The organism is Lactiplantibacillus daowaiensis (assembly GCF_005405085.1).
Lineage (GTDB): Bacteria > Bacillota > Bacilli > Lactobacillales > Lactobacillaceae > Lactiplantibacillus > Lactiplantibacillus daowaiensis.
The window spans coordinates 1-13,925 of record NZ_BJDJ01000017.1 but is presented as its reverse complement, the minus strand read 5'-3'; the positions used below and the strand labels follow the sequence as shown (position 1 = coordinate 13,925).

Sequence of the window (13,925 nt, the reverse complement as noted above, 5' to 3'; positions counted from 1 at the left end):
TATGGGAGCCGTAATTGCACTCGCCAACCAAAAAGGTGGCGTTGGCAAGACGACCACGAGCATCAACTTAGGTGCTGGGTTAGTCGAACAAGGCCAAAAAGTACTATTAATTGATACGGACGCGCAAGGCAATGCCACAAGCGGATTGGGGATTCAAAAATCAGCAATCGAACATGAAATTTACGATGTTTTGATTAACGACACCCCGATGAAAGAAACGATTTTACACACCACGCATCCAGGGCTAGATATCGTCCCAGCTACGATTCAATTATCCGGAGCTGAAATCGAACTCACGCCAATGATGGCGCGGGAAACGCGGTTGCGTGATGCCATTGATGAAGTGCGCGATGACTACGATTTTGTGTTGATTGATTGTCCCCCTTCGTTAGGGCTACTGACGATCAATGCATTTACGGCTTGTGATTCAATTTTGATTCCAGTGCAAAGTGAATACTATGCATTGGAAGGGTTGAGTCAGTTGCTAAACACCGTGAAGTTAGTGCAAAAGCATTTTAATCGCCAATTAAAGATCGAAGGCGTTTTATTAACGATGTACGATGCCCGGACTAATCTTGGTCAACAAGTCAATGAGGAAGTGCGGAAGTTCTTCAAAGACGCGGTTTATGACACGATTATTCCCCGAAATGTGCGTTTATCAGAAGCGCCAAGTCATGGGTTATCGATTATTGATTACGATCCAAAATCAAAAGGGGCCCAAGTTTATTCAGCCTTAGCAAAGGAAGTGTTAGCTGCGCATGGCAAGAAGTAAAGATCAAAGCAAAGCGTTAGGGCGGGGAATCGATGCCTTATTTGCAGATGTTGATGAACCTGAAAGTGAAGCAGCAGTTGTTGATCTTGCGTTAACGGATATTCGCGCTAACCCTTATCAACCACGGCAAAAGTTTGACCAAGCAGCGTTAAAAGAACTCGCTAGTTCGATTAAAAAATCAGGCGTGTTTCAACCAATTATCGTACGGCAACCGGATGCAGAAATTCAAAAGTATGAAATTATTGCTGGTGAACGTCGTTTCCGAGCTTCGAAGTTAGCTAAACAAGCCACGATTCCAGCGATTGTCCGGGATGTGACTGAAGAAGAAATGATGGAAGTCGCCGTGTTGGAAAACTTGCAACGCGAAGACTTGACGCCATTAGAAGAAGCGGAAGCTTACGATTCTTTGATGAAGAAGTTGAAGTTGACCCAAGCTGAAGTGTCAAAACGGTTAGGTAAGAGTCGGCCTTATATCGCCAATTATTTGCGCCTGTTAGGCTTGCCAGCAGCGGTTAAACAGTTGATTCAAAAAGGTCAACTCTCAATGGGCCAAGCGCGGACGTTGCTATCATTAAAAGATAAAACGAAGCTAGCACCCTTGGCAAAAAAAGCCGTTAAAGATAATTTAACCGTGCGTCAATTGGAACAAATTGTGGCGCGCTACAATGGTGATGCCAAACAACCTGCCAAAAAAGTGATCGTTAAAAAGTCACCATATATTCGGGCAAGTGAAGAACAATTACAAGAAAAATTTGGGACGGCTGTTTCGATCCAAGCCAAAGCGAACCAAAAAGAGCAAGGCAAGATTGAAATTCCGTATTTGTCAAATGATGATTTAACCCGGATTTTGGAAATCTTACACGTCGATTTGAATTAATTTGTGAAGGAGCGTTGCGCATGTATGATTTAGGTGATATTGTCGAAATGAAGAAAGCGCATCCGTGTGGCGTAAATCGCTGGGAAATTACGCGGATGGGCGCGGACATTAAGATTAAATGTACCGGTTGTGGTCACGTGGTCATGATGACGCGTCGTGAGTTCGATAAGAAACTCAAAAAAGTTCTTGTTAAAAAAGCTAAAGAAGATTAATAAAGGAAGAGTGAATAACTGATATGGCACTTACAGCAGGGATCGTTGGGTTACCAAATGTGGGTAAATCAACACTATTTAACGCAATTACGAAGGCCGGCGCCGAAATGGCCAACTATCCGTTCGCAACGATTGATCCAAACGTGGGAATGGTCGAAGTCCCAGATGATCGTTTAGACCGGATTCAAGAAATTATTCCCGCCAAAAAAGTGGTTCCAACGACGTTTGAATTTACTGATATCGCTGGGATCGTTAAAGGTGCTAGCAAGGGTGAAGGTCTAGGGAACAAGTTCTTGGAAAACATTCGCCAAGTTGACGCGATCGTTCATGTGGTGCGGGCGTTTGATGACGACAACATCACGCATGTGACGGGGAAGGTTGACCCACAAGATGATATTGAAACCATCAACTTGGAATTGAGCTTGGCGGACCTTGAAGCCGTTGACAAGCGCTTGGCTAAAGTGCAACGTGCCGCTAAGGGTAGCGACAAAGAAGCCAAAGCTGAATTGGCTGTTTTACAAAAGATCAAACCAGCTTTGGAAGATGGCAAACCAGTCCGGTCACTTGAATTTAATGAGGACGAACAAGCGATTGTTCGTGGCTTATTCTTGTTGACGTCTAAGCCAGTTTTATATGTGGCTAATATCGCTGAAGATGATATGGCGGACCCTGAAAGTTCAAAATATTATCAAGTTGTTGCTGACTACGCGAAGAACGAAGGCGCCCAAGCCATTGGTGTGGCTGCGGAAACTGAAGAAGAAATCGCGGAATTAGACGATGACGACAAGGCCGACTTTTTGGCAGCTGAAGGCGTTGAAGAACCAGGCTTGAATAAGCTTATCCGGGCTTCTTACAAGCTCTTAGGCCTTGAAACCTTCTTTACGGCTGGTGGCAAGGAAACGCGTGCTTGGACGTTTAAACGCGGCACTAAGGCCCCTCAAGCGGCTGGGATTATTCACTCTGATTTTGAACGTGGATTCATTCGGGCCGAAGTCATGTCATTTGCTGACTTAGATGCAGCGGGTAATGAAGCCAAAGTCAAAGAAAATGGTAAATTACGACTTGAAGGTAAAGATTACGTCATGCAAGATGGCGATATCGTTGAATTCCGATTCAACGTCTAAGCTTAAGCAAAGGAGGACTTGCTCGTGAGTGAAGCACCTAAAGAACCGCGGAACGCCCAAGCTGGCGCCAAACAAATCCAAGCGGCTGAACATCCTGTTCGAGAAGATAGTGAGTTAACGAAGCGAAATGGTGAATACATGCGCCAAATGCGTAAAGCTTTAAACGCGACTAGCCTCACTGGAGAAAAGAAAAAAGCAGCGCTAGATGAAATGACGGCGACGTTATTAACTGAACAACATAAAGGGACGACTGCGCGCCAATTGTATGGGACGGTCCAAGAACGGACACAAGAAATTGTTGAAGGGCCTAAAAAAGATCCTGCTGAACAAGTGCGGGCTAATTACTGGATCACGGCTTTGGATAACGGGTTAATGTTATTCATGATTTTCTGTTTGATGTATGGTGCCATTGGTTTCTTTGGCAAAACCTCATCAGAACAAGCTGGGGCACAAGGTATTACGGCCATCTTGATCACGTCGATCGTTGGTGGTCTTGGCGTTGCCAAGTTATTTGATTACTTGCAACCAGCTAAAAACAAGAAAAACAAAGTGCCAACTTGGCGGAAGATTTTATGGTCCGTCATGGCGATTATTGCTTGGATGATGATCTTTACCTTGGCAGCAGCATTGCCAACGTCAATCAACCCAGCTTTATCAGCTATCTGGTACTTGATTATTGCGGCAATCGTGTTTGTGGCTCGTTTATGGCTCAAACGCCGTTACAACATTACGACCAGTTTATTCTAGCGTGGCAAGGTAAAAAATCTGAGGCAGATGCCCTCAGATTTTTTGTTAGCGGTGGGTCCGCAGTGACGATGAATTAAATGAAAAGTTACTGATAATCCAGACTAACCCTTGCATTTGTCGCGATGTTTTGTTACCTTTACAGATAAAATAAAATCATAAGGAGCTAACGTTCAATGTCTAATTGGGATACAAAGTTTGGAAAAAAGGGTTATACGTTTGATGATGTACTATTAATTCCGGCCGAAAGTCATGTTTTACCGAATGAAGTTCATCTAGGTGTCAAGCTGGCTGATAATTTGCAACTTAATATTCCAATTATTAGTGCGGGGATGGATACTGTTTCAGAATCTGCCATGGGGATCGCGATGGCGAACCAAGGTGGGTTAGCAGTTATTCATAAGAACTTGAGCATTGAAGCCCAAGCCGAAGAAGTTAGCAAAGTTAAGGCTGTTGAGAAAACGGCTGATCATCCACATGCTGCCGTTGATGCGAACAACCATTTGTTAGCTGTTGCCGCAGTTGGGGTGACGAGTGATACCTTTGATCGGGCTGAAGCCTTGTTTACGGCCGGCGCCGATGCGATCATCATCGATACCGCGCATGGTCATTCTGCAGGGGTCTTACGTAAGATCAAAGAAATTCGCGAACATTTCCCTAAGCAAACCTTGATTGCTGGGAATGTGGCAACTGCTGAAGGCACACGAGCTTTATTTGAAGCCGGTGTTGATGTTGTCAAAGTTGGGATTGGCCCTGGTTCAATCTGTACGACGCGGATCGTTGCTGGTGTTGGGGTGCCACAATTAACAGCCGTTTATGATGCTGCTAGTGTTGCACGCGAATACGGCAAGCCAATCATCGCTGACGGTGGGATCAAGTATTCTGGTGATATCGTGAAGGCCTTAGCTGCTGGTGGGAACGCCGTAATGCTTGGGAGTATGTTAGCTGGGACCACTGAAGCACCTGGTGAAGTTGTTTTTGACGATGGTCGTCAATACAAATTCTATCGTGGAATGGGTTCCGTTGGTGCGATGTCACAAGCACATGGTTCATCTGATCGTTACTTCCAAGGTGGCGTTAATGAAGCCAACAAGTTGGTCCCTGAAGGGGTCGAAGGTCGCGTGCCATTTAAGGGGAGTGTCGATGACATTATCTTCCAAATGCTCGGTGGCTTACGTTCTGGGATGGGTTATGTTGGGGCAAAGGATTTAAATGCCTTGATTGAAAATGCCCAATTCGTGGAAATCTCTGGTGCCGGTTTGCGGGAATCACATCCACATGAAATTCAAATTACGAAGAACGCACCTAACTATTCGGTTAACGGGTAATTAGTTGAATCTGCGTTGAGAGTCGGGGACTTCGGTTCCGGGCTCTTTTTTTTGAGTGTGAAGGCGGGTGGGAGCTTCTGAGCATTAGCCTAGCTAGGGGATTATGGTGTGGTCTTTCACCATGGTCACCTAGTGTAGCTAAGCGGAAGAAGCTGCCCGCCTGAACACGTTTCGGCTCGTTAACTAAGAACACGTTTACCTGGCTATCGAGCCGAAACGTGTTCACTGGCAACCCGTCTTCGCTCACACTCTGATTCCTTGCGATTTCACTAAAAAAGCGGTCCAACCCCCAAGTTAGGCCAACTTTTTGTTAGAATAGAATCATAATTACTCAATTAATGAGGAGCAAATCAAATATGAAAATTTTAGTAGTCGATGACGACAAAGAAATAGCACAATTATTAGAAATTTATATTAAAAATGAAGGCTACGAACCCGTTAGTGCTTTTAACGGTAAGGAAGCTTTAACTAAATTAAATACGAATCCTGACATTGCCTTGATGATCTTGGATATCATGATGCCTGAAATGGATGGGATTGAAGTCATTAAAGAAGTCCGTAAAGACTCACAATTACCAATTTTAGTCTTATCAGCCAAGACTGGTGATATGGATAAAATCCAAGGCTTGATTACTGGGGCCGATGATTATGTAACGAAGCCATTTAATCCGCTAGAAATTATGGCGCGGGTCAAATCACTCTTACGGCGGTCAGAAAACAATGTGACGACTAATGAACCAGATATTTTGGATATCGGACCGTTAGTGATCAATAAAGACTCCCATGAAGTGAAGACTTTGACTGGTAAAGACATTCAACTTACCGCATTAGAATTCGGTATCTTATATTTATTGGCTAGTCATCCCAATCGGGTCTTTTCAGCTGATGATATTTTTGAACGGGTTTGGCAACAAGAAAGCATCGTGTCCGCTAAGACAGTCATGGTCCATGTGAGCCATTTGCGCGATAAGATTGAAGAAGCCACCGATGGCGAAAAAGTGATCCAAACTGTTTGGGGCGTTGGTTACAAGATTGAATCGCGGTAAGAGTGAGGGTTAAGTTTGAAATTAACAGGACGCGAAAAAAGTGAATTATTCTTCGAAGGAGTAGTAACTGTGATTTTGCTACTCCTTTTGAACTTGTCAATCGTGGTCTTGATCAACCAAGCGATTGCGCATAATCCCGGGCTACAAAGTGGGATTTTTCAAATTAAACGGTCCATCAAATTAGGACCAACGAATTATCAGCTTTGGAGCTATGAGAATCTGTTTGTGGCGCTCATGCTGATTGCAGATGCCTTTGTTTTGTATTGGCGACTAATTCGGCGTTACAAACAGATGCAATTACGTCATATCATTAGTGAATTGCATTATATTGCGGCGGGCCACTTTGATCATCGTATCGATTTTAGCTTGACGGGTGATACGCAACGCGTGGTTGAAAGTGTCAATGCGTTAGTCGACTCCGCGATTCATTCTATGGATGAAGAACGGGAGATCGAACGGTCTAAAGATGCGTTGATTACGAATGTGAGTCATGATATTCGGACCCCGTTAACATCAATTATTGGCTATCTAGGCTTGATTGAAAATCACCAGTACCAATCTGAAGAAGACTTGGTTAAATACACGCATATCGCCTATAACAAGGCCACACAGATGAAATCACTGGTTGAAGACCTTTTCGAATATACGAAAGTTCGCCAGACCGAAACACCGCTCAATATCAATCGACTAAATATTACGGCGATGATGGAGCAATTGGCAGCAAGTTTTGAACTAGAAGCGAATAAGAAACAACTCACGATTGAAGTTGAAACTGGCCCAAAACCGATTTATTTGGAAGCCGATGCGGAAAAGCTCGGTCGGGTCTTTAACAACTTAATTACCAATGCGTTTAAATACGGCACTGGCGCTAAGAAGGTGATCTTACAAGCTGAACAACGGGGTGAAGAAGTGGTGATTCGGGTTGCCAATGATGGTAAACGAATTCCAGCTGATTCATTAGGGATGTTGTTTGAACGATTTTACCGGGTTGAAGAGTCGCGTTCCAAAGCAACGGGCGGCTCGGGCTTGGGGTTAGCAATTGCGCAAAGTATTGTCGAACATCATGGCGGTTATATTTATGCCCAAAGTGATGATGAATTGACGAGCTTTGTGATCCACTTACCCGTCAAACATGATCATCCATTAACGAAAAAGGAACGGAAAGTTGCAAATTAGCTTGTTTCAGGTTGCATAATTATTTAAACTTAAAAGTAGCATTCAGGAAAGGGATAATTGAGAAATGAGATTTGCTGGAAAGTTAAAGAAAACGATGATTGCCTTAGTGGCGGCAGTCACCTTCACGACCACTGGATTAGGCGTGGCCGATGCCACCATGACCGCACAAGCGGCTAGCACCCCATCAATTTCAGCGAAAGCGGCGATTGCCGTTGACGCTAGTACGGGTCAGATTTTATATAGCAAGAACAGCACTAAGCCAATGGCGATTGCGTCAATGACGAAGATGTTGAGTACTTATTTGGTTTTAAAGGCGATTCATGAAGGTAAGTTGTCTTGGAATCAAAAGATCAGTGTCAGCAAGGCCGTGGCTAAGATGAGTCAAAACACGTCATATGCCAACGTGCCATTGCTATCAACTAAGACGTATTCAGTACGGCAATTATATAATGCGACTGAAATTTATTCTGCTAACGCAGCGATTACGGCGTTAGGTGATGCGGTTGCCGGGACGCCACATAAGTTCGTTCAATTAATGCGGAAAACGGCGAAGTCCTTTGGGATTACGGATGCGACGATCATTAATGCTTCTGGGTTAACCAATAAAGAAGTCGGTAGTACGATTGGTTATAGTAACATTGCGGGTTCTGAAGAAAACGAAATGTCGGCCCAAGATGTTGCTACCGTTGCGCAAAAGTTATTGAGTAAATATCCGGAAGTCTTGAAGACTTCAAGCATTGCCCATGCTTGGTTTGAAAAAGGCACGAGTTCGGCAACTAAGATGGATAACCGTAACTACATGTTGAAGGGCTTAGTTAAACATTATTCCGCTTTACCAGTGGATGGGTTGAAGACTGGGACGTCAACTAAAGCCGGGAATGCCTTTACTGGGACTGTTAAGTTTAGTAATGGTAACCGGATTATTACGGTCGTAATGCATGCTGGTTCCGCCAATGATAGTGGGACGGAACGGTTTACCCAAACGGCTAAGATCATGTCATATGTTTATCACAACTTTACCACGACAACCTTGGATAAAAACAAGTCGATCAATAATGTGAAGGCTGTTGATGTGCAAGATGGGAAAGCTTTAACCTCGAAATTGGTTTCTAATAGTAGTGCCACGAAGATCTACTTGCCAACTGGCACCGATGCTTCTGCGATTAAAGGGACGGCTAGCTTGAAGAAGTCGGCGACAACTAGTGGTAAATTGCAAGCACCGTTGACCCACGGTAAAACGGTTGGGACGGCTAACTTAAGCTTAAATAAGACCGCGATTCAAGTTGTTAATGGGACTAAGAGCAAGACGATGCAAGTCAACTTGACCCCACAAAAATCAGTTCAAAAGGCCAATATTTTCGTCAGAATGTGGCGTGGTATTAAGAGCTGGTTCTAAATTTTAAGACATTGGGCGTTTGGACAGCTTTGTCCAAACGCTTTTTTTAGTGTGCCCATTAACTGATTGAAAAAGGAATTTAATGATGGTGCATAAAAATGTATAATAGGTCTAGGCTTACATAAGCCGTTGAATGGAGGTTGATAGTATGGATGTGACGCTACGGATAGCGACCATGTCAGATTTACCTACGATTGTCGATATTTATAATCAAACGATTCCAAGTCATCAAGTTACAGCTGATCTTAAGCCGGTCACGGTTGATCAACGCCGAGCCTGGTTTTTAGAACATTCACCGGAACATTACCCGTTATGGGTGGTTGAACAAGGTGATAATGTTGTCGGTTGGCTAAGCTTTTCACCATTTTATGGGCGAGCAGCGTATGCTAAAACCGCTGAAATTTCGATTTATTTAGACCGTGGTGTTCAAGGCCAAGGAATCGGTAGTCAGGTCTTAACGATGGTACCCGATCAATTAACGACCGTTGGCTTAACGACCTTATTGGCTTATATTTTTTCAAGCAATTTACCCAGCATTAAACTCTTTAAGAAATTCGGCTACGATCAATGGGGGTTCTTACCAGCCGTGGCAGAATTAGATCAACGACCAAACGATTTGGTTATTTTGGGTCGCCATTTTGATTAATAATTTTTAACTGCAAACGATTACATAGTGTGAATGGCCGAACAATCTCATGTAAAAGGTAGGATTGCAGCTAGAAACATGTTAAAATTAAACCCGAATGTCTAAACAAATAGACATCAAACAATGTTGCTAGAATTCTTTACTGGTATGGTACTGGAGGCATTCTTGGTGAAAAAGAACGAGCCAAATTGGTTAATGGTTTTACGGACAGTAATGCCACTTGGGCTTAGCTATATCCCCATCGGTCTCGCTTGTGGGGTCTTATTGCATGCAGCCGGGTTCAACCACTTACTGACGGCGTTGATTTCAGTAATGGTCTTTTCCGGTGGCGCCCAATTTTTGATTGCATCGATGTTGACGATTAATGCACCGATGACGACAATTATTTTGATGATGTTTTTCTTGGAATTACGCTACGCGTTACTAGGTTCCAGCTTGTCCCGCTATTTAAAGGGGCAGCCGTTACCGTTTATTTTTGCGTTCGCGTTTTCCATGAATGATGAAAACTATGCGGTCAATTATTTAAAATTTGCGACGGATAAGCATTGGAAGCCAACGCAAGCTTTATTAGTTGAACATTATTCATTACTCTTTTGGACGGTCAGCAATATTGTTGGTAGTTTAATTGGGAGTGCGCTGACCATCAATTTAAGTGTGGTTGATTTTGCGTTGACAGCCTTGTTTATTTATATGGCAATTATGCAAACAAAGAGTCGCTTGACAATTTTAGTCTGTGCTTTATCCGGCGTTTTAACGATTTTCTTCCTCGTTTTGATGAAGAGTACGTTGGGATTAGTGGTCTCGACGTTAATTGCGTCATTAACCGGCTACTTTATTGAACGTCAGTTATTAGCACGTAAGCCAGAAAGTCATTTGTTGTATAAGATTCACGATCCCACTGGTCAATCGGCCATGGAAGAATCTGACAAGTAGGGCACCGAGGAGTTTATATTATGCAATCAGTTAGTTCAATGAATAGTATGGACCATTTTTGGTTGATTATCTTTTGTGCAATCGTGGCCTTTATCCCACGTTTCTTTCCGCTTTTATTCTTTACGAAGCGGCAGATTCCCGAATGGTTTAATGAGTGGATGCGCTTTGTGCCGGTCTCGTTGTTTACCGCGTTAGTGGTCAAGAGTGTATTTGTGGATAGCAAGTACAACATTATGACATCGGGCAACTTAGGCATGATTATTTCATCTATATTAGTGGGTGTGATTGCTTATCGGACACGGTCAATGACTTTATCAGTTGTTGTTGGGTTAGTGTCAGTGATGATTTTCGTGTTAGTCCTGCATATATAATCGTAAATTACGAAGACTGGGGAACCGGTCTTTTTTTGTGAGCTGTTACTGATATTAGTTAAAGGAGTGTCCAAAATGACTTGGGTATTAGTCTTCATTCCAGGATTGTTGGCTGGTTTAGTCCAAGGACTGACTGGTTTTGGTGCGGCCATTATCATGATGATTTTTTTACCATCATTATTACCGATGGCACAAAGCGCGGGGGTTGCGGGCTTGATTATGGCGGCTAGTGTGCTGACCCTGGTGATTCGATATCGCCGGGCTTTGAATGTTAAGCGAATTCTGGCACCCTTTATCATTTATGCCAGTGTGGCGGCCTGGTCAGTTCATTTGGGGCAAGTGCTCGATTTAACGGTGTTGCGACGATTGCTTGGCGGTCTATTAGTGAGTTTGTCGCTATATTTTTCAATCGCCAAGCAGGCCGGGACGAAGCCATTTCCATGGTGGATTGCGGTGAGCTTCATGATTATTTCGGGCTTTTTTAATGGGCTTTTTGGGATTGGTGGTCCCTTGATGGCCTTGTATTTTTTGTCGTTATCACATTCTACGGCAAAATATACGGCGAATTTACAGCTCTTTTTCTTGGTCGACGTTATTTATATCACAACTGTGCGGGTTATTAATGGGATTCTGACGCCGACGATTATTCCTTATGTGTTAGTGGGGATGGTTGGCGCCGTTATTGGGACGGCTTTAGCAGCGCACTGGTTACCAAGACTTAAGATGACCGTGATTCGTCGTGGTATTTATGCCTTTATTGGGCTGAGTGGGCTATATTATTTGATTTTTTGACGAGCAAAAAGGCGGTCGCAACTTAAATGCGACCGCCTTTTATAGCTTGATTAAGCTTTTACAGTATTATCTTCATACATATATTCACGGGTCATTGGTAAGTTAAGTGATGATGGGCCTTTAGAAACAAGGTATTGCATCACATCAATGTTCCCAGATTGGAATGAAGCAGCACAGGCTTGGAGATATAAATCCCACATCCGCGTAAAGCGCGTGCCCATTTTATCTTCAATTGCTTCACGCTTAGCGTTAAAGTTTTCGTCCCACATTTCAGTGGTCCGTTGGTAATGGCGACGTAAGGTTTCAACGTCATCAACTTGTAACCCACAGTCAACAATGTGTTGTAGGTTTTCAGTCATCCCAGGGACATAGCCACCTGGGAAGATGTATTTATCTAACCAACCATTGGTCGCCCCACCTTGTTGCCGGGTAATCCCATGTAACAAAGCGACGCCATCGTCTTTAAGATAGTGCTTAACGCGTTCAAAATACATCGCTAAGTTATCTTTACCAACGTGTTCAAACATCCCAACACTAGTGATGTAATCGTAGGTTTCGTCACCGAGTTCACGATAATCTTCTAAGCGAACTTCAGCCACATCACTTAAGCCTTCGTCTTTGATCCGTTGGTTAACTAAGTTGTATTGTTCTTGAGATAACGTAATCCCAACAACTTTCAACCCGTATTCTTTAGCGGCGGTTAACATTAAGGTTCCCCAGCCACAACCAATATCCAATAAGGTCTTACCCGGTTGTGGGTTCAACTTTTGAATAATGTGGTGAACTTTGTTGATTTGAGCTTGTTCCAACGTGTCATCTTCGTTCCGGAAGTAGGCACACGAATACGTCAAAGTTGGGTCAAGCCACATTTCATAAAAGTCGTTGCCGACATCATAGTGACTTTGGATGTCTTGTTGGCTCTTCTTTTCTGAATGGGATTGCTTCGGCATAAATTTCTTAAACTTCGAATTGTTAAAGAAACTATCGGCCGATTCGTAAGCTGATTCGATTAACTGTTGAATACTGCCTTCGATTTCAATCTTACCATCCATATAAGCTTCGCCTAAGGCAATCGAAGCGTTCTTGGTAATATCGCGCATCGGAATGGCTTCTTTAAAGGTGACCGTAACTTCAGGAGTACCGTCGCCACCATAGTTTTCGCTACTGCCATCCCAGTAGTTCACATGAACCGGGATGTTGAAGGAGTGGCTTAACAAGGTGCGGTAAAACGTCTTTTCTAGCATTACAATAAAGATCCTTTCTCGATTAAAAATACAAGCATTATTATACGCCAATGAAAATCGGAATGTAAGCACTAGGTCTCACGGTTACGATGCTAAACATGGTATAATAAAGAAACCAACTAATGGGGGTGTCATTTTGAAAAAGTGGATGTGGGTGATTGTCGCAGCAGTGATCGCGATTGGTGTCGGCGGTTACACTTATTCGAAACATCGTGAACAAGCCACTGCTTACGCCACGGCGATGCGGTATGGGAAAGAAGCCATTCAAGATAAAAATTATTCGCAAGCCGAATCATTCTTTAGTCGGGCGACGCGTACGAAAGCCAACGATGCCGTTGCACAACGTTACTTGACGCAAACGCAGACTTACGTTGATGGCGCCAACGCAATCAAGGAACGTCAATTTTCGCAAGCTAAAACCAGCTTCACCACCGTTTCGAACACCAAGAACGGGTCAAAAGTGTTGGTTAGTCGTGCGAAAACTGAGTTAAAGTTGATTAAACGTGTCGTTAACAAACGGAAGACGTATAGTAAAAATTATCAAAAGGCTTTGGAACTTAACCAAACTAACGAATTTACCGATTCTAATGGTGTTTTGACCGTGATGTTCCAAAGTAAGGACTTTAGTCAAAGTTACTATAAAGATATTTATAAACAAGCTAAAGCATTACGGAAACAAAACAATGCCGCTTTGAAATCTTTAACTGGTTCAACACCAGTTGTGACGAATGGCAGTTCACAAAATAGTAGCAGTGCCACTGATAGCACGAGTGACAGCAGTAGTAGTCAAGCCACCAGTTCTTCTAGCAATAGCAGTACTGCTACAAGTAAGGCAGATGCTAGTAGCTCAGGCTTAACCAACTCAGAACAAAAAGCTGCGAACAACTATTCTGGTAGCAATGAATACACCGTGACAAGTTCACAACAACAAGTCAATGGGTCGTCAGTTTCAAGTAGCCAAATTAAATCAACGCGTTCAGAATTAAAAGAAGCGGGGATTGATGCGGATGCTTTGAGTGATCAAGATGTTCGAACCGTGCTACAAACAGCGGCGAGTGATCATATTTCACCAGTTCAAGCTGCAAAAAAATTATTTAAATAATTAAAAGGTTAGTGTCAGTAGGGCAATTGACTTTACAATCATCGATAAAACGCTTATTTTCAAGTGTGAATCGGTGATTTTTTTAGGCTCTTTGTCAACGGGTGTTGATGGAGGGTTTATGTGGAACTTCGTTCACTTGCGAACGGGGTTCCTTTTCTTTAC

Annotated in this window: 15 protein-coding genes; 14 read left to right on the top strand and 1 reads right to left on the bottom strand. The window is 43.3% G+C overall.

What is annotated here, in order from left to right; all coding sequences use genetic code 11:
- Position 1: 1 nt before the first annotated feature.
- The 13 genes from FFM75_RS10290 to FFM75_RS10230 all read left to right on the top strand — a co-directional run bounded on the left by FFM75_RS10290 (position 2) and on the right by FFM75_RS10230 (position 11,417).
- Positions 2–772, top strand: coding sequence for a ParA family protein (locus FFM75_RS10290; protein WP_137629090.1), 771 nt, complete (start codon positions 2–4; stop codon positions 770–772).
- Positions 759–1,649 (top strand): ParB/RepB/Spo0J family partition protein, encoded by an 891-nt coding sequence (locus FFM75_RS10285; RefSeq protein ID WP_137629089.1) that lies wholly within the window; start codon positions 759–761, stop codon positions 1,647–1,649. Before FFM75_RS10290 ends, FFM75_RS10285 begins: the two co-directional genes overlap by 14 nt.
- Before the next feature lie 20 nt (positions 1,650–1,669).
- The gene (locus FFM75_RS10280) at positions 1,670–1,861 is read left to right on the top strand and encodes a DUF951 domain-containing protein (protein WP_137629088.1); all 192 of its coding nucleotides are present in this window, start codon (positions 1,670–1,672) and stop codon (positions 1,859–1,861) included.
- A gap of 23 nt (positions 1,862–1,884) precedes the next feature.
- Complete coding sequence (ychF, locus tag FFM75_RS10275) at positions 1,885–2,985, top strand: redox-regulated ATPase YchF (protein ID WP_137629087.1); 1,101 nt, start codon at positions 1,885–1,887, stop codon at positions 2,983–2,985.
- Between the two features lie 24 nt (positions 2,986–3,009).
- Positions 3,010–3,732, top strand: a complete 723-nt coding sequence (locus FFM75_RS10270; protein ID WP_223876661.1) for a DUF1129 domain-containing protein — start codon at positions 3,010–3,012, stop codon at positions 3,730–3,732.
- A gap of 173 nt (positions 3,733–3,905) precedes the next feature.
- Positions 3,906–5,057, top strand: a complete 1,152-nt coding sequence (guaB, locus tag FFM75_RS10265) for an IMP dehydrogenase (RefSeq protein WP_137629085.1) — start codon at positions 3,906–3,908, stop codon at positions 5,055–5,057.
- Between the two features lie 356 nt (positions 5,058–5,413).
- Positions 5,414–6,103 (top strand): response regulator transcription factor CroR, encoded by a 690-nt coding sequence (croR, locus tag FFM75_RS10260; RefSeq protein WP_137629084.1) that lies wholly within the window; start codon positions 5,414–5,416, stop codon positions 6,101–6,103.
- Positions 6,104–6,118: 15 nt separating this feature from the next.
- Positions 6,119–7,279, top strand: a complete 1,161-nt coding sequence (locus tag FFM75_RS10255) for a sensor histidine kinase (RefSeq protein WP_137629083.1) — start codon at positions 6,119–6,121, stop codon at positions 7,277–7,279.
- Between the two features lie 64 nt (positions 7,280–7,343).
- Positions 7,344–8,675 (top strand): D-alanyl-D-alanine carboxypeptidase family protein, encoded by a 1,332-nt coding sequence (locus FFM75_RS10250; RefSeq protein ID WP_137629082.1) that lies wholly within the window; start codon positions 7,344–7,346, stop codon positions 8,673–8,675.
- 148 nt (positions 8,676–8,823) lie between these two features.
- Positions 8,824–9,321 carry a GNAT family N-acetyltransferase gene (locus FFM75_RS10245; RefSeq protein WP_137629081.1) on the top strand — a complete coding sequence of 166 codons (498 nt, stop codon included), beginning with the start codon at positions 8,824–8,826 and terminating at the stop codon, positions 9,319–9,321.
- Positions 9,322–9,468: 147 nt separating this feature from the next.
- Positions 9,469–10,254 carry an AzlC family ABC transporter permease gene (locus FFM75_RS10240; protein ID WP_137629147.1) on the top strand — a complete coding sequence of 262 codons (786 nt, stop codon included), beginning with the start codon at positions 9,469–9,471 and terminating at the stop codon, positions 10,252–10,254.
- A gap of 20 nt (positions 10,255–10,274) precedes the next feature.
- Positions 10,275–10,625 (top strand): AzlD domain-containing protein, encoded by a 351-nt coding sequence (locus tag FFM75_RS10235; RefSeq protein ID WP_137629080.1) that lies wholly within the window; start codon positions 10,275–10,277, stop codon positions 10,623–10,625.
- A gap of 75 nt (positions 10,626–10,700) precedes the next feature.
- Entirely contained in the window at positions 10,701–11,417 is a 717-nt protein-coding gene (locus FFM75_RS10230; RefSeq protein ID WP_137629079.1) for a sulfite exporter TauE/SafE family protein, read from the top strand.
- A 50-nt stretch (positions 11,418–11,467) separates the two neighbouring features.
- Here FFM75_RS10230 and FFM75_RS10225 read toward each other — a convergent pair whose 3' ends face one another.
- Positions 11,468–12,661: an SAM-dependent methyltransferase gene (locus FFM75_RS10225; protein ID WP_137629078.1), complete on the bottom strand. Its 1,194-nt coding sequence runs from the start codon at positions 12,659–12,661 to the stop codon at positions 11,468–11,470.
- A 136-nt stretch (positions 12,662–12,797) separates the two neighbouring features.
- On the opposite strand from FFM75_RS10225, the gene FFM75_RS10220 reads away from it, so the two are divergent.
- A complete protein-coding gene (locus tag FFM75_RS10220; RefSeq protein ID WP_137629077.1) occupies positions 12,798–13,763 on the top strand; it encodes a hypothetical protein in 966 nt (321 codons plus the stop codon).
- Positions 13,764–13,925 lie beyond the last annotated feature (162 nt).